Source organism: Dietzia kunjamensis, from assembly GCF_045689975.1.
GTDB lineage: Bacteria > Actinomycetota > Actinomycetes > Mycobacteriales > Mycobacteriaceae > Dietzia > Dietzia kunjamensis.
On sequence record NZ_CP143297.1, the window covers coordinates 2,321,562 to 2,344,323 of the forward strand.

Genomic DNA, 22,762 nt, shown 5'->3' on the forward strand with positions numbered 1-22,762 from the left:
TCCGTAGAGTGTGCTCATGCGCGATCTCGACGACCACGACCTGGCATCCCACCTCGCCACCGGCATCGGGGACATCGTCCGCGGCACCCGCGCGGGTGGGCTGCTGCACGGACGTTCGCTCGCGCGCGTGGCCAACGACGTCGCCGAGGACTGGACCGACGAGGTGCTCGCCGTGCACCGACCGGACGACGGGATCCTCTCGGAGGGGGTCGCCGACGATCGCAGCCGCCTCGCCAAGTCACGGGTGTGGATCATCGACGTGATCGACGGCACCAAGGAGTTCTCCACCGGCCGGTCGGACTGGTCGGTCCACGTCGCGCTCGTCGTCGACGGCCGGCCCACCGTCGCCGCCGTCGGACTCCCCGACGCGGGCCGGGTGTTCCGGTCGGACCAGGTCGATCACGTCGACGGCCCGAGTTCGGGGGCCATGGTGATCAGTCGCAACAACCCGCCCGCCGGGATCCACGGGGTCGCCGACGAGCTCGGGCTGCACGTGCGGCCAATGGGGTCGGCCGGCGCCAAGATGCTCTCCGTCCTGCTCGGCGACGCCGACGTCTACCTTCACGCCGGCGGACAGAACGAATGGGACCAGGCGGCGCCCGTCGGCGTGGCGCTCGCCGCCGGGCTGCACGCCTCCCGGATCGACGGGTCGCCTCTCGCGTTCAACAAGTCCGACACCTACTCCCCGGACATCCTCGTGTGCCGCCCCGATCTCACCGAGAAGGTGCTCGCCGTGACGGCGGGGCACCCGGTCTGGACCGCGTGACCGGACCGCCTGAGTAGACTTGAGCGCCATGACCGTCCCCACCCCGTACGAGGACCTGCTGCGGTTGGTCCTGGAGCAGGGCGCCCCCAAGGCGGACCGCACCGGCACGGGCACGCGGAGCCTGTTCGGCCACCAGCTGCGCTACGACCTGGCGCAGGGGTTTCCGCTGATCACCACCAAGCGCGTGCACTTCAAGTCCGTGGCGTACGAGCTGCTGTGGTTCCTGCGTGGCGACTCCAACGTCGGGTGGTTGCGCGAGAACGGTGTGACCATCTGGGACGAGTGGGCGGACGCCGACGGTGAGCTGGGGCCCGTCTACGGGGTGCAGTGGCGCTCGTGGCCGACCCCCGACGGTGCCCACATCGACCAGATCGTCGCGGCGGTGGAGCTGCTGAGGGCCGACCCGGACTCGCGGCGCAACATCGTCTCCGCGTGGAACGTCAGCGAGTTGTCGGAGATGGCCCTGCCGCCCTGCCACCTGCTGTTCCAGTTCTACGTGGCCGACGGCAAGCTCAGCTGTCAGCTGTACCAGCGCAGCGCCGACCTCTTCCTGGGCGTGCCGTTCAACATCGCCTCCTATTCCCTGCTCACCCACATGATGGCGCAGCAGGTGGGTCTCGAAGTGGGTGAGTTCATCTGGACCGGCGGCGACTGTCACATCTACGACAACCACGTCGAGCAGGTCCGCACACAGCTCTCGCGGGAGCCGTACCCCTACCCCGAGCTGCGGCTGAACCGCGCCCCGTCGATCTTCGACTACACCTTCGAGGATTTCGAGGTCGTCGGCTACGAGCACCACCCGGGCATCAAGGCCCCGGTCGCGGTCTGATCCGGCGGACGGCTGCGGTGACCGTGCGGATGGTGTGGGCGCAGGCCCGCGGCGGGGTGATCGGTGACGGCCGAGACATGCCGTGGCACATCCCCGAGGACCTCGCGTTCTTCAAGCAGGCCACCGTCGGGCGTCCCGTGGTGATGGGCCGCGCGACGTGGGAGTCGATCCCGGAGCGGTTCCGCCCCCTGCCCGGCCGTCGCAACGTCGTGTGCACGCGGGACGCCGACTGGTCGGCCGACGGCGCCGAACGCGCCGGGTCCGTGGAGCGCGCCCTGGAGCTCGCGGGCCCGGAGGCCGCGGTGATGGGCGGCGGCCAGATCTACGCCGCGGCGCTGTCCGCCGCCGACGAGTGCCTGGTCACCGAGATCGACGCCGACGCGCCGGGCACCGTGCTGGCGCCCGAACTGGACGATGCCTGGGAGCTGGTCGAGGTCGGTGACTGGATCACCGATCCCCGGAGTCGGGTGGAGGGGTACGACGACGAGGTGCGGCACCGGCACACGGTGTGGCGTCGCCGGCGCACCTCCTAGAACCACTTCCAGGTCTTGGGGATCTTCTCCCCCGCGGCGAGGATCTTGATCTTCGCGCCCGCCATGAACCCGTTGATCTCGATGTCCAGGTGGGGACCGCCGTGGACGTCGTAGCGCCCCTCGTCGATCTTCAGTTCGCTCATGGTCCTGTTACCGGTGATCGACACCGAGACCCCGGGCGGGAGGAGGATCTTGGCGTTGGCGCCCCACAGGTCCAGTTGGAGGTGGGTGCGCGGGCGGTCGACGACGGCCTCGCGGGCGTCGAGGTAGATCTCGCCCAGCCAGGACGTCAGCCGGTAGTCGTCCGGCAGCATCCAGCGGCCCTCGCGCTTGAGGGTGTCGAAGACGGAGGTCTTCTTCTGGCTCTCGTCGACGGTGATCGCACTGCCGGGACGGGTGGCCGGCGGCGTGGAGTGCACCGGGCCGACCGGCGCCGGTCGGCCGTGCTGTGCCGGGCCGGGCCGGTCGGCGGGGAGACCGCTCAGCGCCACCTCGAGTTCGGCGGGGCAGGTCGCGGCCCAGATCTTGGCCGCGCGGTCCGAGAACTCGGCGAGCGACAGCTCCCCACGCCCCACCATCGCCTCGAGTCGCCGCTGGGCCAGGGTGCGTGGGTCGTTGTCCTGCTCCGGGTTCATGCCCCCCAGGTTACTCAGCGCGTGAGGTCCTTCATCATCGAGCGTATGTCGGTGGTCAGTTCGTCGGCGAGGTCCTGCAGGCCACCGGAGATGACCTGCGAGAGGAGATCCGGGTTCTGGGCCTCGATCACGCAGCCGCCGCCGGACTCGCGGATCACCACATTGCACGGGATCATCAGGGCGACGTCCTTGCTCACGTCGAACGCCTTCCCCGCGAACCCGGGATTGCAGGCGCCGAGGATGAGGACACGCTCGATGTCCTTGTCGATCTTGTTCTTCAGGGTGGCCGTGAGGTCGATCTCGTGGAGGATCCCGAACCCGCGGTCGGCGAGCGCAGCACGGGTCGCCTCCACCGCCTCGTCGAACTCCATCTCGGTGAACGTGCCGATTCCGATGTCCATGTCGACTACCTCCGGTGTTGTCGGTTCTGGTCTAGTCGGTGCTGGTCTCCGGTGTCGTCCCCCAGCCTCCCATGGGGCCGGACGGTGGTCAGGCGAGCGAGAGGAACAGCTTCTCGAGCTCGGGCAGGTCGACCTCGTCCGCGCCGGGTTCGCCGTCGCGGGTGATGCACTCCTGGATGTTCTCGCTGATGATCTTGAACCCCGCACGGTCCAGCGCCTTGGACACCGCCGCGAGTTGGGTGACGATCTCCTTGCACGAGCGTTCCTGCTCGACCATGTCGATCACCGCGTTGAGCTGGCCGCGCGCGCGGCGCAGCCTGTTGAGGACCTGCTGCCTGGGCTCGGACACGGCTTTTGCGGACACAGCTTTGTCGGACACTGCTTTGTCGGACACTGCTTTGTCGGACACAGCCCGCTCGGTTGCTGACATCGTCGTCCCTCTCGTTGGTCACTGATGGTCTCGGATAGTGAAGGCGGACTGACGCGAGACCCCCGTGGGTCCACCGGATCCCTCCAGCGTACCCGCGGGGGTATATTTTCGCGAGTGCCGGTTCCTGCCGGCCCAGCTGACGGTCAGTCGTCGTGGACGATGATCCCGCGGACCATGCCCTCGCCGCCGCGCTCCATGATCTCGTAGCCCTCGTTGACCTGGTCGAGGGTGAACCGGTGCGTGATGAGCTCGTCCAGCTTGAGCTGCTTCTCGTCCCACAGACGCAGGATGTTGGGGATGTCGTGGAAGGCGTTGGCGGAGCCGAAGAGCGAGCCCTTGATGACCTTCTCGTACTGCGAGACGAACAGGCCGGGCAGGGAGATCGACTGGTTGTCGAGGCCGCCCATCGAGGTGAGCACGACGACGCCGCGCTTGCCGACCATGTCGGTCGCGTCGGCGGTGACCTTCGCGTCGGCCACGCCGATGGTGATGATGGCCTTCTCCGCCATCGTGCCCCAGGTCAGGCCCGGCAGCTCGGCCTTGGCCTCGTCGACGTCCGTGTAGACGTGGGTGGCGCCGAACTCCTTGGCCTTGGCCAGCTTCGACTCGTCGGTGTCGATGGCGAGGATGAACCGGGCGCCCGCGTGCTTGGCGCCCTGGATGGCGTTGATGCCGATGCCACCGATGCCGAAGACGACGACGGTGTCGCCGGCCCGGACGTCGGCGGAGTAGACGGCGGAACCCCAGCCGGTGGTGACTCCGCAGCCCACCAGGGCCGCGACCTCAAAGGGGATCCAGTCCTGGACCTTGACCACCGAGTTCATGTTGGCCACGGTGTACTGCGAGAACGTACCCAGGGTACACATGGCACCGGCGGTCTCGCCGTTGCCCAGCTTGAACGGGTAGCGGCCGTCGGCCATCTCACCGATGGTGCCGTTGAGGCCGCCGTCGCAGAGGTTGGTCATCCCGCGCGCGCAGGCCGAACACTTGCCACAGGCGGGGATGAACGACCCCACCACGTGGTCGCCGGGCTGGACGTGGGTGACGCCGTCACCGACCGCCTCGACGACGCCCGCACCCTCGTGGCCACCGACGATCGGCAGGCGACCCGGCAGGTCACCGCTGGTGATGTGCAGGTCCGAGTGGCAGAGGCCGGCGACCTTCCACTTGACGAGCACCTCGCCGAAGTTGGGTCCGTCGAGCTCGGCCTCGACGATCTCGAACGGCTTGCCGAGCTCTCGGGCGATCGCGGCCTTGGTTTTCATTGAACTCCCTCCGGGCGCGACGGGGCGAAGCCCGCCACTGGAACGTGTTCTAGCAACGTTAGCCCCATGGGTGAAACCTGTGGGGTGGTTACCCGAACGCGTTCTGGTGGGACCTCGCCGCCGCCGTCGTCCCGTCAGGAGAGTGGGCCGGCCCGCCGATCAGGGCTGCGCGTCGCCCTGCTGCGCCTGCGCGTCCTCGACGGCCTTGCGGACCTCGTCCATGTCGAGCCCCTTGATCTGCTCGACCAGGTCGTCCAGCGCCTGCTCCGGGATGGCACCCGAGTGGCGGAACACCGCGATGCCCTCGCGGAACGCCATGAGCGTCGGGATGGACTGGATCTGCAGCATCGCTCCGAGCTGCTGCTCGGCGTCGGTATCCACCTTGGCGAAGGTCAGCTCGGGGTTCTTGCCCGAGACCTTCTCGTAGACCGGACCGAACGCCTTGCACGGGCCACACCACTCGGCCCAGAAGTCCACCAGGACGATGTCGTTCTCGGTGACGGTCTTCTCGAACTCGGCGGTCGTGATGTCGACGGTGCTCATACGAATGCCCTCCTAGCGCGGACGGGGCGGCTCTCGTCCCGTCTCGTTACGCCGCCAGCCTACGGACAGCCCGCGCCGGCGACGACCTTCCGCGACAATCCATACCTCTGGGGGTATGGATGCCGCGCGTAGTCAGTGACAACGTCGCCGGAGGCAGGTTATTCCCCGCTCCCCCCTGGCCTCACGCCTCCCGGGACGTCTCCCGGCGGGGCGGCGAGTCGAGGACCTCGGCGAGGAACTTCTCGAGCTGGTCGAGGAAGACCGCGTTGTCGTCGCCCGCGACCATGTGCCCGGCGTCGGGCACCTCCATCGTGTACGCGTGCGGGAGCAGCCCCCGCAGGTGCCGCACCGACTCGTCACTGACGATGTCCGACGCCGAGCCCCGGATGAGCAGGGTCGGTTGCGTGATGTGCGGGACGAGCTCCTCGAAAAAGGCGTTGCCGAGTTCCGCGTTGTCGGCCGAGGCGCCACCGGCGAAGCGGGGGTCCCAGTGCCAGTGCCACCGTCCGTCCTCGCGCAGCCGGAGGTTCTTGCGCAGGCCCTCGGGATTAGGCGGTCGCTTGCGCTGCGGCTGGTAGGCGGCGATCGCGTCGGCGGCCTCCTCGAGACTGGCGAACCCGTCGAACCCGGAGCGCATGAACTCCCCGACCCGCTCGACCCCCTTGGCCTCGAGCTTCGGGGTGACGTCCACCAGGACGAGCGCACGGGCGACGTCCTTGCCGGTGCCCAGCGAGAGCATCGCGGTCATCCCGCCGAGGGACGCGCCGACGATCACGGGGCGTCGGGAGGGGAACCGCTCGGCGACGATCGCCTCGAGGTCCGCGGCCAGCCGGTGGATGTCGTAGTCACCCTCCGGATCCCAGTCGCTGTCCCCGTGACCGCGGGCGTCCATCGCGGTGACCCTGTACCCCTCCCCCGACAGCCGGCGGGCGGCGCGGCTCCACGCGTGGCGGGTCTGGGCACCCCCGTGCAGCATGAGGATCTCCTCGACCGGGTCGAGCGAGTCGCCCGCCGGATCCACCGGTTCCCACACCTCGCCGACCAGCGTGACACCGCCGTCGCGTTCCACCGTGAACTGCCGCGGTTCGCAGATCGTCTCGGTACTCGACATGTACGGGCCTCCCGGGATGGCGCCCACCCCATCGGTGGAACGTGTTCTCGTGCCGTTCTACCACGCCCGCTCGGCGATCACCCGCGTAGCGAGGTCCTCGGCCACCGCCAGGACCGTGTAGTAGGGGCCGCACCGCGGCAGCGAGGGCAGCGCCGACGCATCGGCCACCCGCAGCCCCTGCACCCCCAGGACACGTCCGGAGTCGTCGAGCACCTCCCCGACCCGCGCGGTGCCGGACAGGTGCTGCGAGGTCGAGACCGTGACGTCCCCGTCCAGGCCCATCCGCTCCGCCACCATCGCGGCGGCCCCGGCGAGGACGGCCGCGTCGTGCGGGTCCTCGGACAGGTGCACGGTCCCGTCGTCGCCGATCCGTCCACGACCGACCGGGTTCATCAGTGCCACCCCGATCCGGTGCGGCGCCGGCTCGAGGCCCGGGATGACGTGGTGCAGGGGGACGGCGTAGGGACGGATCTCGACCTCGGCCTCCGCGGCAAGCTGCAGCCGGACGACATGGGAGAGCAGGGGTGGCAGCCCCCCGGGCGCGTCCGGGCCGGGACGCGGGTACGGGTCCCGGCCCGACAGGACGTCCGCGGGAAGGTCCAACAGCAGCTCCGGATGCTCCTGCACCCCGTGGCCCACCGGGTGTCCAGTGGACGGTCCGATCCCGGACCCCATCAGCAGGGCGGCCGTCCCGATCGCCCCCGCACACAGCACCACCTGTCCGGCACCGATCTCCTCGTCGTCGTCGAGCACCACGCCGTCACACCGTCCGGCGACGCGCCCGCCCTCCCACCGGAGCCGGCGGACGGTCGCCCCGGTGCGCACCCGGGCCCCCGCGCCGGACGGGTCCCAGGCGTCGAACGCGGTCACGCGCCGAGGGCCCCGGCGCGCCTGGCCGATCGCGGACACGCGGCCGGGGAACGCGGCGGCCACCCGCGCCGCGACCGGACCCATCGGCGCCAGGCCGGGTCGGAGGCGCTCGGCGGCGCGGGCCAGTCCCACCGCGTACCGCCGCGGCCAGTCCGGACCCCACTCCGCGAGGTCCGCCGGTCGCGCCGGGGCGCAGTACCCCCCGTTGACCGCTCCGGACCCGCCGAGGGTGCGGCCGCGGGGCAGGTCGAGAGTCGCCTCGCCGAGAGTGGCGCGATGGCGGGCGACGACCTGCGACCCCGGTCCCACGTCGAGCAGGCCCGCGCGCGGCGAGGCGCTCGCGGTGCCGGACTCAAGCAGGAGGACGTCGGCACCGGCCTCGGCGAGGCGACGGGCCATCACGCAGCCGGCCGGGCCCGCACCGACCACCACCACGTCGGCCCGCGCGCCGCCGCTCACCGCGTGACGTCCGGTCGCAGTGCGTCGAGCGAGCGCGCGGCCCACGCCGACCGCCACACGCCGACACCGTAGGCCAGGTCGTCGAGGCGATGGAGCAGGACGTGCCCGAGGGGCTCGTCGATCGGCAGCCGTCCGGGTTCCCTGGCGGTCCACCAGTGCCACAGGCCCTCGGCCACCGCCGCGGTGAGGAGACGGTGGCGCAGCCCGCGTGCCCCCCGGGAACGGGACATGGCGGTGGCGGCGAGCGCGGCCGCCGTGACCGGCCAATACGGGCGTAGTAGTGCCTGCGGGAGCTGACGGACCGACGCCCCGGCGCCCCGGGCGACCAACCCGGCGGCCGCGCGACCGTCCCCAGCGAGGCCGCGGGTCCGCCACCACGCTCTCCCGATCGCACCGGCCGCGACCAGCGACCCCACCGGCGTGGCGCTCCACACCCCGATCGCCACGGCGAGGGACCACGGTGCGGCCACCGCGGGCGCCACGGCGGCCCCGTGGCGGTCGGCGAGCGGCGCCGCTCCACGCCCGTAGAACGCGCGCCGCGCCACCACCGCGCCGAGCGACGTGCGATGCCGGTGCGCCACCCTGGCGGCTGGCTCGTAGCGCAGATGGCTCCCCGCGGCATCGGTGCGCCAGCACAGGTCCACGTCCTCGGCGACGCGCATGCGTTCGTCGAACGGGCCGATTCCCCCGCCCTCGGGAGGGGGCGGCAACCGGTCGGGTCGCACCGCGAGCGCCGCGCTGGGGACGTACGCCACCCGTGTGCGGGGTCGGACCCTCGCCGGCTCGGGCCCCATGTCCAACGCGGAGCGGGCCGTCTCGTACCCGCGTACCCAGAACCGCCCCGGTTCGGCGGCCACGATGCGGGGCGCGACCGCGGCGACCCGGGGGTCGTCGAGGCGGGCGAGCAGGACGTCGAGCCACCCGGGCAGCGGGATCACATCGGCGTCGAGGTAGACCACCACCTGCGCCCCGGCCCCGACGGCCGCGGCGGTGCCCGCGTTGCGGGCGGCGGCGGGCCCCCTCGACTCATCGTGGCGCAGGACCGTGGTGGCGGCCGGGGTGACGGAGGTGGTCAGGGAGGCGGAGGTGGTCAGAGAGTCGGAGGTGGTCAGGGGCGGCGTGGAGCCGTCGTCGACGACGACGAGGTGCAGTCCGCGGGCGAGTTCCGGCGCGAGCGCCTTCGAGAGCGCGGCGACCCCGGCGGCGTCGTCTCGGACGGGGACCACCACCGCGACGGCCGCCAGCGGGCGGGTGCCCGTCGCGGTGCCGGCGGGGTGGGCCATCCCCCGGTCGGTGAGGGCGCGCGCGAGGGCCGCACCCGCGGGGGTGTCGGTGGCGACCGTCTCGCCGCCGTCCAGGAGAGGCGACACGGCCGGCGACGGCGTGATCAGGGTGACCGGGTCGCCACCCAGCACCCGCACGACGTCGCCACGGCGCAACACCCGGGTGCGACGATCGAGCAGAACGTGGGGGACCTCGCTCATCGCAGCATCCCGTCCTCCCCCGGCCGCCAGCGTCCGAGGCGGCCGCGGGCGTCGGCGAGCAGCGCCTCCCACAGGCGCCGGCCCTCGTCGGCGGAGGCGGTGGTGGGGTCGCCCAGCACCCCGTTCGGGCTCACCGCCGCGACGCCACCCTCGCGGAGGGCGGGCAGGATCCGCGGCAACGGTTCGACACAGCCGGGCGCGGCGAGGTCGACCCGGACGAGGTCGGGGTGCAGATGCAGCAGGAGCGAGGTCTCGGCGTGACCGGCGTGGGTGTCCGTGGGGTCCTCGCTGGTGCGGCAGGGCAGCCAGGCGGCGTCGCGGCCCTCGTAGCGAAGCCGGGGTACCGCGAGGCGCAGTGCGTCGATGTTGCCTCCGTGCCCGTTGACCACGACGAGCCGGTCCGCCCAGGCGCTCACCGACCGGCCGAGCTCGATGATCGTCCCGGCGAGGGCCTCGGTGCCGATCGACACGGTCCAGTCAAACGCCTGGTGCTCCCCGCTCGCACCGTAGGCGAGGCCGGGGAGCACACGGACGTCACCGGGGGCGAGGGCGCGGGCGGTCGCGGTGGCCAGGAGGGTGTCCGTCTCCGGCGGCAGGTGCGGGCCGTGTTGCTCGGTCGCCCCGAGAGGCAGCACCGCGAGCACTCCCGCACCGGCCCGGCCGGTCGCGCCGATCGCGCCCGTCACGTCGGGTCAGACCTTGATCGCGCCCATGTCGACGGTGAAGGTCGAGGCGGTGATGGTCCGCGAGGCGTCCGAGGCGAGGAACATCACCGAGTCCGAGATGTCGTCGGTGGTGGCCATGCCCATCCCCAGGATCGGCGTGAAGTGCGGCAGGAACTGCGGCATGGTGTTGAACACCTCGAGCGCGTCGGGGTCCTCCGCGCCCATCGGCGTCTGGACACCGTAGGGGTGGATCGTGTTGACCCGGATACCGTGCTCGCCGAGCTCCTTCGCCGCGGTCTGGGCCAGGCCCACCACGCCGTACTTGGACGCCGAGTAGGGCGACTGCACCGGCATGGCCTTGAGACCGGCCACCGAGCTCACCAGGATGATCGACCCGCCGTTACCGGCGGAGAGCATGTGCGGGATCGCCGCACGCAGCGTCTTCCAGTACCCCGTGAGGTTGATGTCGAGGGTGTCCTGCCACTGCTGCTCGTCGAGCTCCCAGACCTTGCCCCAGTTGCAGATGCCCGCGTTGGCGATCACCACGTCCAGGCGGCCACCGAAGCGCTCCACGCCGCGGGCCACGAGGGCCTGCTGGAACGCCAGGTCGCGGACGTCACCGACCTCGGCGAGGATCTCCCCTCCCTCGGCCTCCACGCGCTCGATGGTGGTGGCCAGGTCGTCCTCGGTGGCGGCCCGGTACTTCACGTACTCGGACGGCGAGTCACACAGGTCCAGGCCGATGATCCTGGCGCCCTCGCGCGCGAAGCGGATCGCGTGCTTGCGGCCCTGGCCGCGGGCCACACCGGTGATGTAGACGACCTTGCCGTCGAAATCTCCCATTACAGGGGGGTCCTTCTCTTCCGTGGTGGTGGGTCAGACGCCGAGACGGCGCATGAAGTCGTCGGGGATGACGTAGTCGTCGCGGTTCAGCTCGGAGATCGAGGACTTGCTCAGCCCGATGAGGCTCGAGTCGAGTCCGGAACGCATGATGTCGAGGACGTTCTCCACTCCCGCCTGGCCGTTGGCCCCGAGCCCCCACAGGTACGCGCGACCGATCATCACGGCCCGGGCACCGAGCGCGAGTGCCTTGGCCACGTCCGAACCGCGACGGATGCCGCCGTCGAGCAGGACCTCTACCTGATCGCCCACCTCGTCGGCGATCGGCGCGAGGCACCGGATGGACGCCGGGGTGGCGTCGAGGTTGTTGCCGCCGTGGTTGGAGACGGAGATCGCGGTGACACCGGCGTCGACGGCGCGCTTGGCGTCGTCGACCCGGGTGATGCCCTTGAGCATGACCGGTCCGTCGTAGTTCTCCACGACCCAGGCGATGTCCTCCCACGTGGCCGGCGGGGTGCCCATCCACTCGCCGTAGGCACCGAAGAACGTCGGGCCCATCTCGCCCTTGCCCACCAGGTTGGGGGTCGTCAGATCGGGGAACCGCTTGTTGACCACCACGTCGCGGGCCCATTCGGCGGCCCAGCGGGGACGCACGGCGATCTGCGGGGCGAGGGTGATCATGGCCCTGGCGTCGAGCTTCTCCGGGATGGCCGGGCTGCCCCAGTCACGGCCCATCGAGAACGACCAGTCGGTGGTGAGGATGACGCCCGCCGCCCCGGCGGCCTTGGCGCGCTCCAGCCGCTCCAGCACCTTCTCCTTGCCGCCGAGCCAGTACACCTGGAAGAAGGTCTGCGGGTTGGCCGCGATGACCTCCTCGATCGGCTTGGACGCGAACGAGCTCAGTCCCATCGCCGTGCCGCGGGCGGCCGCGGCGCGGGCCACGTCCACCTCGCCGTCCGGCGTGACGGCCTGGACGCCGGTCGGCGAGATCATCACCGGCAGGCTGATGGGCTGGCCCATCACCGTGGTGGCCATCTCGCGGTCCTGCTTGGCGCCGATCACGTGGGGCTTGGGCTCGAGCTCGGTGAAGGCGTCCATGTTGTCGCGGATGGTCACCCCCGCTTCGCTTCCGCCGACGAGCGCCATGTACACGCTCTTGGGCAGCTTCTTCTTCGCGCGGCGCTGGGCCTCCGCGACCGACTCGAACCACGGGTTCTGGCGCCAGGGGTTGGCCTCGGCGATCTTCGACAGGCGGGACACGGTGGTGGCTGCTCCTTCTAGGGGGTTCGTCCGGGCTAGCGGGGTTGGTCCGGGCCAGCGGGGTTCGTCCGGGCGGGCCGGCTCAGATCGGGGACTCGTCGCACAGGCTGGTGGGCCTGCGCGGCGGTGTCGTGACGAGGGTCAGCGGCACCGGGCCGGTGGGCTGCTTACGCGCCGCGAGCCCCATGGGCCGCGTGTGGTCCTGCGAGGGGTCGGGGATGCTGCGCTCAGCCGCGAGCAATCCCTCTCCGTACCCCTGGACGCACTCGGGGTCCGGGCCGTCCATCGGCAGCCCGGTGAAGAACTTGGCCGCCATGCAGCCACCCCGGCAACTGTCGTAGAAGTCGCAGGACGCACACGCCCCGGCCGACTGCGGCTCGCGCAGCTCACGGAACAACTCCGAGGTCTGCCACACCGTCTCGAACCCGCCGTCGGCGACGACGTTGCCGGCGAGGAACTCCTCGTGGATGGCGAACGGACAGGCGTAGACGTCGCCGATCGGGTCGATCAGGCACACCACACGGCCGGCACCGCACAGGTTGAGCCCGGGAAGCGAGCCCTGGCCTTCACCGAACGCCGACAGGTGGAAGAAGCTGTCACCCGTGAGCACGTCGGAGCCGTTCGCGACCAGCCAGTCGTACAGGTCCCTCTGCTGCTCGGGCAGCGGGTGCAGGTCGTCCCACACGTCGGCGCCGCGGCCCGACGGGCGCAGGCGGGTGATGCGCAGGGTCGCGTCGTACTTGTCGGCCAGCGCCTTGAACTCGTCCAGCTGGGTGACGTTCTCGCGCGTCACCACCACCGAGATCTTGGCGTCGGTGAAGCCGGCGTCCTTGAGGTTCTGCAGCGCACGGCAGGCCATGTCGAAGGACCCCGGGCCGCGGACCGCGTCGTTGACCTCCGCGGTCGCACCGTCGATGGAGATCTGGACGTCCACGTAGTCGCTCGCGGCCAGGCGCCTGGCGACCTTCTCGTCGATACGGACACCGTTGGTGGAGAACTTCACGCCCACCTGGTGGCTGGTGGCGTAGTCGACCAACTCCCAGAAATCGGAGCGGACCGTCGGCTCGCCACCGCCGATGTTGACGTAGAAGACCTGCATCTTCTGCAGCTCGTCGATGATCGCCTTGCACTGCTCGGTGCTGAGCTCGCGCGGGTCACGGCGACCGGAGGAGCTCAGGCAGTGCACGCAGGCGAGGTTGCAGGCGTAGGTGAGTTCCCAGGTCAGGCAGATCGGCGCGTCGAGCCCGCGCTCGAACTGGTCGACGAGGCGGCCGACGGGCGCCGGAGCAGTGGTGGTCGCGGTGGACGCCGTTGCGGGACGGTCGAGCATGCTGGTCATGAGGTCTCCTCGATCATGCGCGAGGCGGCGAGCTGGCCGAGCGCGTGCAGGTACAGCCGCGCTGTCGCCGGATCATCGATCGACACCCCGGCGGCGGCACAGGCGGCGCGCGCGGTGGGGTGGTCGGCGAGGGTGCGGACCACCTCGACGATGGTCGGCGACTTGAGGAAGCTGAGCTTGCGGGTGTGAAAGTGGTAGAGCAGTGCCCCGAACGGCTCGGGCCGGAGCGCCACGCCGGGGTGCAGGCGCCAGCCGGCGTCGAGGTCGAATTCCGCCGGGGCGGCTGACTGCTCGGCGTCGGCCGGCGCTGCTGCGGAGGTCATCTCAGTAGACCCCACACATGCCGTCGATGGAGACCTCCTCGATGAGGGCCTCCTCCAGCACGACCTCGGTGTTCTGCGTGTTCTCCATGACGTGTCCTCTCGTCCGGCGCGGGCGCTGTCCCACCGGTTTCCGGTGAGATCTGCATCATATTGGCACTTAGTGCCAGTGGCAAGAGTCACTCATCTAGGCTCTCGTGTCATGGGAATGCGGGAACTGCCCGGAACCGGGACACAGCCCCCGGGACGTCGGCCGTCGACCACGCGCGCCTCCATCGTCGACGTGGCCCTCGACCTGTTCGCCCGGCAGGGCTACGACGCGACCAGCGTCGACCAGATCGCCGAGGCCGCGCACATCTCCCGCCGCACGCTGTTCCGCTATTTCCCCGGCAAGGCCGCCATCGCCTGGGGCGAGTTCGACGAGCAGATCGACCTCATGCTGGAGTACCTCGCCGACGTGCCCGAGCAGACGCCACTGCGCGACGCCCTCGCCGACGCACTCATCGCGTTCAACACGTTCCCCCGCGAGCAGACGGAGGCGCACCGACTACGGATGCGCCTCCTGCTCGGCGTGGACGAACTGCAGGCGCACTCGACCCTCGTGTACGCCGACTGGCGCCGGGCCGTGGCCGGGTTCGTGGCCGCCAGGCTCGGCCAGGCGGTGGACGATCTAGTGCCCGCCGCGACCGCGCACGCCGCGCTGGGGATCGGGCTGTCGGCCTACCGCCTGTGGGTGGCCGAGCCCGGAGCCGACCAGGATCGCCTCCACGAGCTCCTGCGTCACGGGACACAGATCCTCGCCCGAGAGGACGCGTTCGAGCCCGGTGGGCGACCGCGCTGAACTTACCGGCGGGTAACCTCGTCGTCGTGACCGACTCCGACACCTCCCCCACCCACCACGCCGACACCTCCACCTACCGGCTGTGGAAGACCGCCACCCGGCTCCCGTTCGGCTCCCGCCTGTTCAGCGCGGCGGTGAGCCTCAAGGCCCCGTACTTCCGCACGGCGTACCCGCACGTCGTCGAACTCCGACCGGGCCGCTGCGTCGTCCGCGGACCCGGCTGGTGGGGCAACCGCAACCACATCGGAACCTTCCACGTGATCGCGGCGTGCAACCTCGCCGAGATGGCCATGGGCATGCTCGCCGAGGCCACGGTTCCCACCACCCACCGATGGATCCCCGTCGGGATGAACGTGCGCTACCCCGCCAAGTCGACCGGCGGCATGACCGTCACCGCCGAATGGGCGGACATGCCGGACTTCGCGGCGATGACCACCGGTCAGGACGTCGAGGTGCCGTTGCGGTTCGTCGACGACGCCGGGGCCGAGCCCGTGGTCGGCTCGATCACCATCCGCGTCTCGCCCGCGAAGCGGAACTGAGACCGGGAGGACTTCCGGTTTTCCGTTGCGGAAACGGAAAACAAGTCCTAGTGTTTCCGTCATGGAAAGCAACGGCTCCGCCCCGCGTCTCGACCCCACCGACGGCGATCCGTACGACCCCGCGGCCGCGCTCGCCGACGTCGACGCGGCCCGCCGGTCGGTGGCGGACCGACTCATCACCCCGTGGTGGTACCACCCGGCCCTCGGCGCGATCGCAGCGCTCATCGTGGCCGTCAACGCGCTGGAACTGCCCCACCTCGCGGTGATCGGCGCGACCATCCTGGGCGCGGCGGGCATGGGCGGCCTCGTGGGGGCGTACCGCCGGACCACCGGACTGTGGGTGGATCTGGGCAACGCGGGGCCGCGCGCGCGGCGGTGGTGGGGCCTGTACGCGGCGATCCTGGCCTCGACCATCGGGGCCGCCCTCGTGGCCTCCGTGACGCCGGTGTCCTACCCGGCGTGGGTCGCGGTGGCGCTGACGGTGGTCATCCTCGTCGCCACCGTCGTGCTCGGCCGCCGGATCGACGCGGTGCTGCGCGAGGAGATCCGTTCCGGCGACGCCGCCCTCCCCCGGACCCGCCGATGACCCGGCACCGACCGACCCCGCGTTTCGACGAGGTCATCCACGCCCCGCACAGGCTCCGGATCTGCGCGCTCCTGGCCCCGGTCGACTCCATGGAGTTCGGTGCGGTCCGCGACGAGCTCGGGATCGCCGATTCCGTCCTGTCCAAGCAGTTCAAGGTCCTGGTGGAGGCGGGGTTCGCGAGCACCTCCAAGGCGGCCGGCGGCACCGGTCGAGCCCGGACCTGGCTCGCGCTCACCCGCCAGGGGCGGCGGGCCTTCGCCGGGCACCTCGAGGCCCTGCGCGACCTCGCGGCAGCGGCCGAGGGCGCCAGCGGGGACGAGACCGGGCAGACGCCCCGGCCCGCCTAGTCGCGGGTGCGGGCGTCGAAGGCCTTGATCGCGATCGGGGCGATGAGCACGGTCAGGCCGACGATCCAGAGCAACGACGACACCAGCGGGTACTGCAGCGGCAGCGCGGCCTCCGGCCCCACGGCCGGGGCGTTGCCCCACAACTCCCGCATCGCCTGCACCACCGACGACAGGGGGTTCCACTCCGCGAACACGCGCAACCAGTCCGGCATCGACTCCGGCGGCGCGAACGTGTTGGCCAGGAACGTGATGGGGAACGTGGTCGTGAACATGACCCCGTTGACCGCCTCGATCGTCTTGAGGCGCGAGCCGACGACGATGCCGATCCAGATCATGACGAACCCGAAGCCCACCAGCACCACATAACCCAGCAGGGCGTCGAGGAGATTCGAGCGGATCCGCCACCCCACGATGAGTCCCGTCAGGGACATCACCACGACGCCGATCGAGGAGTGGATGAGACTCGACGCGCTGCGCGCGATGAGGATCGACGACCGCCTGATGGGGAGCGTCCGGAAACGGTCGATGATGCCCTTGTTGAGGTCGTTGCACAGGCCCGAGGCCACGACGAACGACGAGAACGCCATGGTCTGCGCCATGATCCCCGGCAGCAGCCACTCGCGGTAGTTCACCCCGCCCGCCACGGCGATCGCACCGCCGAAGACGAACGCGAAGAGCAACACGAACATCACCGGCTGGATGGTGACGTCGGCGAGGTTCTCCGGCTGTCGGCGGATGTGGAAGAGGTTGCGACGCACGAGGGCGGAGATCTGCCGTCCGAACGAGGGCCCGTCGGGCCGGACCGGCGTGGCCGGGCGATCCCGCTCGGGGGACGTGGTGGCGGGGTCGGCGACGGTGCTCATACCCGGGTCTCCTGCTCGGTCGTGTCGGTCTGCGGGTCCTCCGCCTTGCGTCCCGTGAGGGAGAGGAAGACGTCGTCGAGACTCGGTCGTTGCAGACCGATGTCGTCGAGCTCGATACCCGCCTCGGTGAAGTCCGCCGCGATCGCGGCCAGGGCCGAGACCCCCTCCGACGGCGCGGTGAGGCGGCGCGCGTCCCGGTCGACGTGCAGATCCCCGATGCGCCCCGCCAGGACGCGGGCGGCCTGGTCCACGTCGTCCGGGCGGGACACCGTGACCACCAGGCTCGCCGCGCCCGAACGGTCCTTGAGCTGCAACGGCGTCCCGTCGGCGATGACGCTGCCGTGGTCGATGACGATCACCCGGTCGGCCAGCTGGTCGGCCTCGTCGAGGTACTGCGTGGTCAACAGCAACGTCGTGCCGTCCCGCACCAGACCCCGCAGGACGTCCCACAGTTCATTGCGCGACCGCGGGTCGAGCCCCGTGGTCGGCTCGTCGAGGAACAACACGGGCGGGGCGGCGACGAGGCTCGCCGCGAGGTCGAGCCGACGCCGCATTCCGCCGGAGTAGCTCTTCGCGACCCTGGTGGCGGCATCGGTCAGGGAGAACTTCTCAAGCAGTTCGTCCGCGCGCGCCTTGACCGCCCTCTTGGGCAGGCCGTAGAGGTCGCCGATGAGGCGGAGGTTCTCGCGCCCGGTGAGCAACTCGTCCACCGTGGCCGACTGCGCCGTCAGGCCCATGGCCTTGCGGACCTGTGCCGGCTCACGCAGCACATCGTGCCCGGCGACCCGGGCGGTTCCGGAGGTCGGCGGGCTCAGCGTGGTCATCATCCGGATGGTGGTCGTCTTGCCGGAGCCGTTGGGGCCGAGCAGCCCGAGGACGGTTCCGGTGGGGACCGCGAACGAGATGTCGTCCACGGCGGTGAAATCACCGAAGCGCTTCACGAGGTGCTCTGCTTCTATCGCCGGCGCGGAAGAGGATCGGGTGCTCACCTAGAAAGGGTGTCCCCCGCCCGCGTCCCAGTCAACACTCACCGCTCGCTTTGCGGACAGTTCCTGTCAGCAATGGGCTCCGGCGGCCCCGGAGCGGATGCCGACGGACGCCCACCGACCTACCGTGGAGAGTATGCCGCGCATCACAGTGACCTCGGTCCACGTCGACGACCAGACCCGCGCACTGGCCTTCTACACCGAGGTCCTGGGCTTCGTGATCAAGCACGATCTGCCGGCCGGGGACTTCCGCTGGCTCACGGTGGTGGACCCGGGCGACCCGGGTGGCACGCAGCTGCTGCTCGAGCCCGACCAGCACCCCGCGGCGCGCGCGTACGCCACCGCCCTGCACGCCGACGGCATCCCGGCCGCGCAGTTCGAGGTGGACGACATCCACCGGGTGCACGACGAACTGAAGGAGCGGGGCGCCCGGATCGTGCAGCCCCCCACCGAGATGGGCCCCGTGTGGGCACTGGTCCTCGACGACACCTGCGGCAACCTGATCCAGCTGGTCACCGCCCCCGAGATGTGAGAGTCGCTGCCGCATGGTCCCGCCGGGGGTGCCCGGCGTATCGTGGGGAGGTTGCCAGCGCGATCGTCGCCGCCTCACGACCAAAGGATGACCGGTACCCATGAGCCCCATGTCGACCATCCCACCGACCATCGCCCGTTCGTGGCTGCTGCTGCCCGCGGACAAGTCCGAGCGCTTCGACGCCGCCGTCAACTCGGAGATGGACGTGGTGGTCCTCGACGTGGAGGACGGGTGTCGGCAGTCCGAGAAGGAACGGGCCCGTCGCGAGGTCCGTCAGTGGCTCGAGGCCGGGAACCACGCGTGGATCCGCATCAACGACGTCCGGTCCCCCGAGTGGGAGAAGGACCTCATGGCGCTCGGGCACTGCCCCGGACTGGACGGCGTGATGCTGGCCAAGACCGAGAACGCCGAGCACGTCTCCCTCACGGCCGCGCGCCTGGCCGAGAACACCCCGATCGTCGCGCTGGTGGAGTCGGCCGACGGCCTCGCCCAGGCCGCCGAGATCGCCAAGTCCGACCAGGTGGTGCGGCTGGCCTTCGGCGTCGGCGACTTCCGTCGCGACACGGGCATCGGGTCGTCGCAGATCGCCCTGGCGTACACGCGCTCGCAGTTCGTGGTGGCCAGCCGGATCGCGCGCGTGGCCCCGCCCATCGACGGACCGACCATCTCCAACGACACGCAGGTCCTCAAGGACGCCGCCGAGCACGCCGTCGAGATGGGCATGACCGGCAAGCTGTGCCTCCGCGTGGACCAGGCGCCCTACATCAACGAGGTCCTCTCCCCCTCCGCGGCCGACGTCTCGTGGGCCGAATCCGTGATCGACGAGCTCGGTCCCGGCGGCGAACGTGCCCGGGACGGCGCCGATCTGCCGCGGTTGGCCCGGGCCCAGAAGATCGCGCGCCTCGCGCAGGCCTTCGCCAGCAGCCGCTGACGTCCCCCCCCGGCCAAACGAACCGGGCCCCGGCTGCGTTGTGCAGCCGGGGCCCGGTCCTCGTTCGCAGCTCCGTCAGCGTGGCGAGTCGCCGGTGACCAACGGCAGGTCGGGATCACCGGCCCACGCGGTCATGGACCCGTCGTACACCGCCACGTCCTCGCGCCCGGCCAGCGCCAGCGCGTGGGCGACCCCGGTGGCCGCGATGCCACCACCGCAGTAGGTGACGACCTTCCGGTCCTCGTCGAGCAGGCCGGCCGCCTCGAACTCCCGGCGCAGCTCCTCGATCGGCCGGAGCGCACCGGAGTCCGGATCCCGTAGGCCGGCCACCGGCAGGTTGATGCTGCCGGGGATGTGGCCGGGCCGACCGTACGAGTCGACGTCCCCGCGGTAGGTGGCCTCGTCGAGGACGTTGACGAGGACCGTGCCCTCGTCGTCGAGGGCTGCGGCCACGTCGTCGGTGGACCGGATCAGCTCCGGGCGGCGGACGCCGGTGAAGGTGCGCGGCGTCGGCACGGCGATCTCGTCGGTGACCTCGTAGCCGGCGGCCTTCCATGCCGGCAGGCCGCCGTCGAGGACCGTGACGTCGTCGAAGCCCTCGAAGCGCAGGTGCCACCACAGGCGGGTGGCCCAGAACCCCTCGTGCTGGTCGTAGACCACCACGGTTGCACCGTCCCCGATGCCCAGGGCGCCGGCGGCGGCCGCGAAGCGCTCGTGATCGGGCGCGGTGGCGGGCAGGGCGCTGCCCGGGTCGGCGAAGTCGCCGAGCAGGTCGGCGAACAGGGCGCCGGGGATGTGCTCGGGCTGGTACGTCGCGAGGCCGGAGACCGGGCGCGGGGTGCCGTCCGTGTCGGTGGTCAGGTGGGTGGTGGCGTCGACGACGACGAGGTCGGCGTCACCCAGGTGCGCGTGCAGCCACTCGGGGCTCACGGTGAGGGGGGTCGTCATGTCTCGTCCTTTCGATGGGTACCCCTCCCAGGATAGACAGATCTGTTCAGTGGACGCGCTGGAGCCGGACGTTGGCGAACTCGGTCAGTCCCCAGCGGCCGAGCTCGCGGCCGTAGCCCGAACGCTTGACGCCGCCGAACGGCAGTCCGGGCATGGTCGTGCCGTGTTCGTTGACGTAGGCCATCCCCACCTCGAGCCGCTCGGCCACCTCGGAGGCGCGGTCGACGTCAGTCCCCCACACGGAGCCGGACAGGCCGAACGGGGTGTCGTTGGCGATCCGCACGGCCTCGTCGACGGAGTCGTAGCCGTAGACCATGGCGACGGGACCGAAGATCTCCTCCCGGTAGGCGTCCATCTCTGGGGTGATGTCGGTGAGGACGGCGGGCTGCATGAAGGCGCCGGGCCGGTCGATCGCCGCGCCGCCCGTGACGAGCGTCGCGCCCTGCTCTGCGGCGCGCTGGACCTGCTCGACCACGCCGTCGCGCGCGTCCTCGGAGGACAGCGGGCCCAGCTCGGTGCCCTCGTCGGCGGCGGGCCCGACGGCCAGTTCCTCGTAGAGGTTCTTCAGTCGCCCGACGAAGTCGTCCTTCATCTGCGCGGGGACGAAGATCCGCTTGGGCGAGTTGCACGCCTGCCCGCAGTTCGACAGCCGCGCCCGGCCCACGGTCTCGACCAGTTCGTCGAGGTCGTCGGCGTCCAGGACGACGAGCGGGTCCGAGCCGCCGAGCTCCAGGACGCTGGGCTTGAGGTTCTTCGCGGCGACGGTGGCCACCGCGGCGCCGGCGCCCTCGCTGCCGGTCAGGGAGACGCCCTTGATCCTGGGGTCGGCGATCATCTCGGCCACCGTGTCACTGGAGGCGTACACGTTGACGTAGGCGTCCTCGGGGAGGCCGGCTCCGCGCTGGACCTTCTCGATCGCCGCCGACGAGCGGGCGCAGATGCTCGCGTGCTTGAGCACGATGGTGTTGCCCAGCAGCAGATTGGGCGCCGCGAACCGGGCCACCTGGTAGTAGGGGTAGTTCCACGGCATGATGCCGACCAGCGGGCCGACCGGCTCGTAGGTCACCCGGTTGAGGCGGGCGTCCGGCACATCGAGAGTGTCGGACTCGAGCAGCGCGGGACCGTGCTCGCCGTACCAGCGGTAGATCGACGCCGCGAGGGCCACCTCGCCGCGGGCCTGCGCGGGGAGCTTGCCCATCTCGGTGGTGATCGCCTTGCCGAGCTCCTCTTGGTGCTCCTCGAAGGCGTCGGCGATCGCCAGCAGGATCCGCGCCCGCTCGGACACCTCCGTCGCGCGCCACGTGGCGAACCCCTCGGTGACAGTGCTCAGGCTGGCGTCGACGTCCTCGGTCTGCTCGTACTCGCGGTCGGTCCGGCCGGTCGATGGATCGTGCGTGACGTACATGCGGTTCTCCTTCGCGTTGCGTTCTGTTCGAGCCTCGCCGGGATCCTTTCCGGCTCGTGCCGCGACGGTAGGACGCCGGCGGGCCGGACGCATCCGGTCGACACGCCACGACCCCGCCGTCGTCGCGGGACGTCGGCGGGGTCGGGGTGCCCGTCGAGCCGGTTCAGCCCCAGCCCTGGGCAGCGCGACGATCGGCGTCGGCCATGCCCTGGTTGCCCTGGCTCGCGGCGCGCGAGATCTCGGCGAGCATCGACTGGAGCGCGGCCGCGGCCTGATCCCAGTCGTTCTGGTGCGCCTGGTAGGCGACGGCGGCGTCGCCCTCCCACTCGGCGACCAGCGGTGCGAGGTAGGCCTTGAGATCGTCGAGAGTGGTGCGCAGGTTGACCGAGGCCTGCGTGACCTGGCCGACGAGTGCCTCGATCGGGCCGTGGTTGTAGGTGATCTGTCCTGAGGTCATGGGGGTACCCTTCCGGTGCTGGCGGTGCTGGCGGTGCTGGCGGTGCTGGCGGTGCTGGCGGTGCTGGCGGTGCTGGCGGTGCTGGCGGTGCTGGCGGTGCTGGCGGTGCTGGCGGTCAGAGGTTGAGAGGCCCGGCGGCGCCGGCGCGGTTGATGAGCGCGGCCGAATCCTGGTCCGCTGCGTCGAACGATGTGCTGTTGGTGCGCATCGTCTCCGAGATCCCCGCCAGCGCGGTGTTGAGCTTGGTGCTCTGCTGCTGCCATTCGGTCATGATCTGGGTGAAGCGGGCCTGCGCGGCGCCCCTCCACACCGAGCCGCCGAGTTGGGACACCGAGTCCCGCACGGTGCCGAGCAGGCGGTCGATCTCCAGGTTCACGTCGTCGACCCTCCTGGCCGCGGTGTCCATGGTCCCGATGTGGGTGTTGAACCCGGTCATCTCGTCCTCCACTGTGGTCGGTGCGGAATCCCCTTCTGGGTCCGTCACAGTGTTCGACGCGCCCGCGGGGCGGTTCGGTTCCGCAGGATCGGGAAAATCGCGTCCGTCCCGCTCGTGTCCGAGCCGCCCGCGCGGTCCGGT

Annotated in this window: 29 protein-coding genes; 9 read left to right on the forward strand and 20 right to left on the reverse strand. The window is 70.9% G+C overall.

The genetic code is table 11. The annotated features are described in order from the left end of the window. Positions 1 to 16: 16 nt before the first annotated feature. The 3 genes from VZF99_RS10790 to VZF99_RS10800 are packed head-to-tail and all read left to right on the forward strand — an operon-like array spanning position 17 to position 2,128. Entirely contained in the window at positions 17 to 766 is a 750-nt protein-coding gene (locus VZF99_RS10790) for a 3'(2'),5'-bisphosphate nucleotidase CysQ (protein ID WP_407334755.1), read from the forward strand. 28 nt (positions 767 to 794) lie between these two features. Continuing rightward, the gene (locus VZF99_RS10795; protein ID WP_407334756.1) at positions 795 to 1,595 is read left to right on the forward strand and encodes a thymidylate synthase; all 801 of its coding nucleotides are present in this window, start codon (positions 795 to 797) and stop codon (positions 1,593 to 1,595) included. Between the two features lie 17 nt (positions 1,596 to 1,612). Next, entirely contained in the window at positions 1,613 to 2,128 is a 516-nt protein-coding gene (locus VZF99_RS10800; protein ID WP_407334757.1) for a dihydrofolate reductase, read from the forward strand. Here the strand turns inward: VZF99_RS10800 and VZF99_RS10805 are convergent. From VZF99_RS10805 to mftA, 14 genes are all read right to left on the reverse strand, one after another. Continuing rightward, positions 2,125 to 2,763, reverse strand: a complete 639-nt coding sequence (locus VZF99_RS10805) for a DUF1707 domain-containing protein (protein ID WP_407334758.1) — start codon at positions 2,761 to 2,763, stop codon at positions 2,125 to 2,127. The genes VZF99_RS10800 and VZF99_RS10805 overlap by 4 nt on opposite strands. Positions 2,764 to 2,777: 14 nt before the next feature. Continuing rightward, positions 2,778 to 3,164 carry a DUF302 domain-containing protein gene (locus VZF99_RS10810; RefSeq protein ID WP_407334759.1) on the reverse strand — a complete coding sequence of 129 codons (387 nt, stop codon included), beginning with the start codon at positions 3,162 to 3,164 and terminating at the stop codon, positions 2,778 to 2,780. 88 nt (positions 3,165 to 3,252) lie between these two features. Next, entirely contained in the window at positions 3,253 to 3,594 is a 342-nt protein-coding gene (locus VZF99_RS10815) for a metal-sensitive transcriptional regulator (protein WP_407334760.1), read from the reverse strand. A gap of 143 nt (positions 3,595 to 3,737) precedes the next feature. After that, on the reverse strand, positions 3,738 to 4,859 hold the full coding sequence (locus tag VZF99_RS10820; protein WP_407334761.1) for an NDMA-dependent alcohol dehydrogenase: 1,122 nt from the start codon (positions 4,857 to 4,859) through the stop codon (positions 3,738 to 3,740). Positions 4,860 to 5,018: 159 nt separating this feature from the next. Further along, positions 5,019 to 5,402 (reverse strand): thioredoxin, encoded by a 384-nt coding sequence (gene trxA, locus VZF99_RS10825; RefSeq protein ID WP_069388609.1) that lies wholly within the window; start codon positions 5,400 to 5,402, stop codon positions 5,019 to 5,021. A gap of 181 nt (positions 5,403 to 5,583) precedes the next feature. Next, positions 5,584 to 6,513, reverse strand: coding sequence for an alpha/beta fold hydrolase (locus VZF99_RS10830; protein ID WP_120284394.1), 930 nt, complete (start codon positions 6,511 to 6,513; stop codon positions 5,584 to 5,586). A 57-nt stretch (positions 6,514 to 6,570) separates the two neighbouring features. Continuing rightward, entirely contained in the window at positions 6,571 to 7,842 is a 1,272-nt protein-coding gene (gene mftG, locus VZF99_RS10835) for a mycofactocin system GMC family oxidoreductase MftG (protein WP_407334762.1), read from the reverse strand. Continuing rightward, positions 7,839 to 9,326, reverse strand: coding sequence for a mycofactocin biosynthesis glycosyltransferase MftF (mftF, locus tag VZF99_RS10840; protein WP_407334763.1), 1,488 nt, complete (start codon positions 9,324 to 9,326; stop codon positions 7,839 to 7,841). Before mftF ends, mftG begins: the two co-directional genes overlap by 4 nt. Continuing rightward, positions 9,323 to 10,012: a mycofactocin biosynthesis peptidyl-dipeptidase MftE gene (mftE, locus tag VZF99_RS10845; RefSeq protein WP_120284012.1), complete on the reverse strand. Its 690-nt coding sequence runs from the start codon at positions 10,010 to 10,012 to the stop codon at positions 9,323 to 9,325. The genes mftF and mftE overlap by 4 nt, the downstream gene beginning before the upstream one ends. Before the next feature lie 6 nt (positions 10,013 to 10,018). Continuing rightward, entirely contained in the window at positions 10,019 to 10,834 is an 816-nt protein-coding gene (locus tag VZF99_RS10850) for a mycofactocin-coupled SDR family oxidoreductase (protein ID WP_067716570.1), read from the reverse strand. A 33-nt stretch (positions 10,835 to 10,867) separates the two neighbouring features. After that, positions 10,868 to 12,091, reverse strand: coding sequence for a pre-mycofactocin synthase MftD (gene mftD, locus VZF99_RS10855; protein ID WP_067716572.1), 1,224 nt, complete (start codon positions 12,089 to 12,091; stop codon positions 10,868 to 10,870). A gap of 82 nt (positions 12,092 to 12,173) precedes the next feature. Next, positions 12,174 to 13,430, reverse strand: a complete 1,257-nt coding sequence (mftC, locus tag VZF99_RS10860; RefSeq protein ID WP_119193248.1) for a mycofactocin radical SAM maturase — start codon at positions 13,428 to 13,430, stop codon at positions 12,174 to 12,176. Continuing rightward, entirely contained in the window at positions 13,427 to 13,753 is a 327-nt protein-coding gene (gene mftB, locus VZF99_RS10865) for a mycofactocin biosynthesis chaperone MftB (RefSeq protein ID WP_067716578.1), read from the reverse strand. Before mftB ends, mftC begins: the two co-directional genes overlap by 4 nt. A gap of 1 nt (position 13,754) precedes the next feature. Next, entirely contained in the window at positions 13,755 to 13,841 is an 87-nt protein-coding gene (gene mftA, locus VZF99_RS10870; protein ID WP_067716580.1) for a mycofactocin precursor MftA, read from the reverse strand. Positions 13,842 to 13,952: 111 nt separating this feature from the next. Here mftA and mftR point away from each other — a divergent pair, with 111 nt between their 5' ends. The 4 genes from mftR (at position 13,953) to VZF99_RS10890 (ending at position 16,063) form a co-directional block, all read left to right on the forward strand. Continuing rightward, entirely contained in the window at positions 13,953 to 14,591 is a 639-nt protein-coding gene (mftR, locus tag VZF99_RS10875) for a mycofactocin system transcriptional regulator (RefSeq protein ID WP_253002160.1), read from the forward strand. Positions 14,592 to 14,617: 26 nt separating this feature from the next. Further along, positions 14,618 to 15,130: a hotdog fold domain-containing protein gene (locus VZF99_RS10880; RefSeq protein WP_407334764.1), complete on the forward strand. Its 513-nt coding sequence runs from the start codon at positions 14,618 to 14,620 to the stop codon at positions 15,128 to 15,130. Positions 15,131 to 15,191: 61 nt separating this feature from the next. Next, the gene (locus VZF99_RS10885) at positions 15,192 to 15,716 is read left to right on the forward strand and encodes a hypothetical protein (RefSeq protein ID WP_407334765.1); all 525 of its coding nucleotides are present in this window, start codon (positions 15,192 to 15,194) and stop codon (positions 15,714 to 15,716) included. After that, entirely contained in the window at positions 15,713 to 16,063 is a 351-nt protein-coding gene (locus VZF99_RS10890) for a transcriptional regulator (protein WP_407334766.1), read from the forward strand. The genes VZF99_RS10885 and VZF99_RS10890 overlap by 4 nt, the downstream gene beginning before the upstream one ends. Here the strand turns inward: VZF99_RS10890 and VZF99_RS10895 are convergent. Further along, on the reverse strand, positions 16,060 to 16,926 hold the full coding sequence (locus VZF99_RS10895) for an ABC transporter permease (RefSeq protein ID WP_407334767.1): 867 nt from the start codon (positions 16,924 to 16,926) through the stop codon (positions 16,060 to 16,062). The two genes, VZF99_RS10890 and VZF99_RS10895, sit on opposite strands and share 4 nt — an antisense overlap. Beyond that, positions 16,923 to 17,915, reverse strand: a complete 993-nt coding sequence (locus VZF99_RS10900) for an ATP-binding cassette domain-containing protein (RefSeq protein ID WP_407334768.1) — start codon at positions 17,913 to 17,915, stop codon at positions 16,923 to 16,925. The genes VZF99_RS10895 and VZF99_RS10900 overlap by 4 nt, the downstream gene beginning before the upstream one ends. A 133-nt stretch (positions 17,916 to 18,048) precedes the next feature. On the opposite strand from VZF99_RS10900, the gene VZF99_RS10905 reads away from it, so the two are divergent. Both VZF99_RS10905 and VZF99_RS10910 read left to right on the forward strand, forming a co-directional pair. Beyond that, the gene (locus VZF99_RS10905) at positions 18,049 to 18,444 is read left to right on the forward strand and encodes a VOC family protein (protein WP_120284022.1); all 396 of its coding nucleotides are present in this window, start codon (positions 18,049 to 18,051) and stop codon (positions 18,442 to 18,444) included. Positions 18,445 to 18,553: 109 nt separating this feature from the next. Beyond that, positions 18,554 to 19,375, forward strand: a complete 822-nt coding sequence (locus VZF99_RS10910) for an HpcH/HpaI aldolase/citrate lyase family protein (RefSeq protein ID WP_407336117.1) — start codon at positions 18,554 to 18,556, stop codon at positions 19,373 to 19,375. A 75-nt stretch (positions 19,376 to 19,450) separates the two neighbouring features. Here the strand turns inward: VZF99_RS10910 and VZF99_RS10915 are convergent, their stop codons facing one another. From VZF99_RS10915 to VZF99_RS10930, 4 genes are all read right to left on the reverse strand, one after another. Continuing rightward, positions 19,451 to 20,323, reverse strand: a complete 873-nt coding sequence (locus tag VZF99_RS10915) for a sulfurtransferase (protein WP_407334769.1) — start codon at positions 20,321 to 20,323, stop codon at positions 19,451 to 19,453. Between the two features lie 46 nt (positions 20,324 to 20,369). Then, on the reverse strand, positions 20,370 to 21,728 hold the full coding sequence (locus VZF99_RS10920; RefSeq protein WP_407334770.1) for an NAD-dependent succinate-semialdehyde dehydrogenase: 1,359 nt from the start codon (positions 21,726 to 21,728) through the stop codon (positions 20,370 to 20,372). A gap of 163 nt (positions 21,729 to 21,891) precedes the next feature. Continuing rightward, a complete protein-coding gene (locus VZF99_RS10925) occupies positions 21,892 to 22,185 on the reverse strand; it encodes a WXG100 family type VII secretion target (RefSeq protein ID WP_120284030.1) in 294 nt (97 codons plus the stop codon). 115 nt (positions 22,186 to 22,300) lie between these two features. Continuing rightward, positions 22,301 to 22,621, reverse strand: coding sequence for a WXG100 family type VII secretion target (locus VZF99_RS10930; protein WP_067716986.1), 321 nt, complete (start codon positions 22,619 to 22,621; stop codon positions 22,301 to 22,303). Between the last annotated feature and the right edge of the window lie 141 nt (positions 22,622 to 22,762).

What these genes read in the sequence shown, in the direction of transcription:
- VZF99_RS10790 (WP_407334755.1), top strand. Translation starts at nt 17, where the DNA reads ATGCGCGATCTCGACGACCACGACCTGGCATCCCACCTCGCCACCGGC.
- VZF99_RS10795 (WP_407334756.1), top strand. Translation starts at nt 795, where the DNA reads ATGACCGTCCCCACCCCGTACGAGGACCTGCTGCGGTTGGTCCTGGAG.
- VZF99_RS10805 (WP_407334758.1), bottom strand. Translation starts at nt 2,763, where the DNA reads ATGAACCCGGAGCAGGACAACGACCCACGCACCCTGGCCCAGCGGCGA.
- VZF99_RS10810 (WP_407334759.1), bottom strand. Translation starts at nt 3,164, where the DNA reads ATGGACATCGGAATCGGCACGTTCACCGAGATGGAGTTCGACGAGGCG.
- VZF99_RS10815 (WP_407334760.1), bottom strand. Translation starts at nt 3,594, where the DNA reads ATGTCAGCAACCGAGCGGGCTGTGTCCGACAAAGCAGTGTCCGACAAA.
- VZF99_RS10820 (WP_407334761.1), bottom strand. Translation starts at nt 4,859, where the DNA reads ATGAAAACCAAGGCCGCGATCGCCCGAGAGCTCGGCAAGCCGTTCGAG.
- trxA (WP_069388609.1), bottom strand. Translation starts at nt 5,402, where the DNA reads ATGAGCACCGTCGACATCACGACCGCCGAGTTCGAGAAGACCGTCACC.
- VZF99_RS10830 (WP_120284394.1), bottom strand. Translation starts at nt 6,513, where the DNA reads ATGTCGAGTACCGAGACGATCTGCGAACCGCGGCAGTTCACGGTGGAA.
- mftF (WP_407334763.1), bottom strand. Translation starts at nt 9,326, where the DNA reads ATGAGCGAGGTCCCCCACGTTCTGCTCGATCGTCGCACCCGGGTGTTG.
- VZF99_RS10850 (WP_067716570.1), bottom strand. Translation starts at nt 10,834, where the DNA reads ATGGGAGATTTCGACGGCAAGGTCGTCTACATCACCGGTGTGGCCCGC.
- mftC (WP_119193248.1), bottom strand. Translation starts at nt 13,430, where the DNA reads ATGACCAGCATGCTCGACCGTCCCGCAACGGCGTCCACCGCGACCACC.
- mftB (WP_067716578.1), bottom strand. Translation starts at nt 13,753, where the DNA reads ATGACCTCCGCAGCAGCGCCGGCCGACGCCGAGCAGTCAGCCGCCCCG.
- mftA (WP_067716580.1), bottom strand. Translation starts at nt 13,841, where the DNA reads ATGGAGAACACGCAGAACACCGAGGTCGTGCTGGAGGAGGCCCTCATC.
- mftR (WP_253002160.1), top strand. Translation starts at nt 13,953, where the DNA reads ATGGGAATGCGGGAACTGCCCGGAACCGGGACACAGCCCCCGGGACGT.
- VZF99_RS10885 (WP_407334765.1), top strand. Translation starts at nt 15,192, where the DNA reads ATGGAAAGCAACGGCTCCGCCCCGCGTCTCGACCCCACCGACGGCGAT.
- VZF99_RS10890 (WP_407334766.1), top strand. Translation starts at nt 15,713, where the DNA reads ATGACCCGGCACCGACCGACCCCGCGTTTCGACGAGGTCATCCACGCC.
- VZF99_RS10895 (WP_407334767.1), bottom strand. Translation starts at nt 16,926, where the DNA reads ATGAGCACCGTCGCCGACCCCGCCACCACGTCCCCCGAGCGGGATCGC.
- VZF99_RS10905 (WP_120284022.1), top strand. Translation starts at nt 18,049, where the DNA reads ATGCCGCGCATCACAGTGACCTCGGTCCACGTCGACGACCAGACCCGC.
- VZF99_RS10910 (WP_407336117.1), top strand. Translation starts at nt 18,554, where the DNA reads ATGTCGACCATCCCACCGACCATCGCCCGTTCGTGGCTGCTGCTGCCC.
- VZF99_RS10915 (WP_407334769.1), bottom strand. Translation starts at nt 20,323, where the DNA reads ATGACGACCCCCCTCACCGTGAGCCCCGAGTGGCTGCACGCGCACCTG.
- VZF99_RS10920 (WP_407334770.1), bottom strand. Translation starts at nt 21,728, where the DNA reads ATGTACGTCACGCACGATCCATCGACCGGCCGGACCGACCGCGAGTAC.
- VZF99_RS10925 (WP_120284030.1), bottom strand. Translation starts at nt 22,185, where the DNA reads ATGACCTCAGGACAGATCACCTACAACCACGGCCCGATCGAGGCACTC.
- VZF99_RS10930 (WP_067716986.1), bottom strand. Translation starts at nt 22,621, where the DNA reads ATGACCGGGTTCAACACCCACATCGGGACCATGGACACCGCGGCCAGG.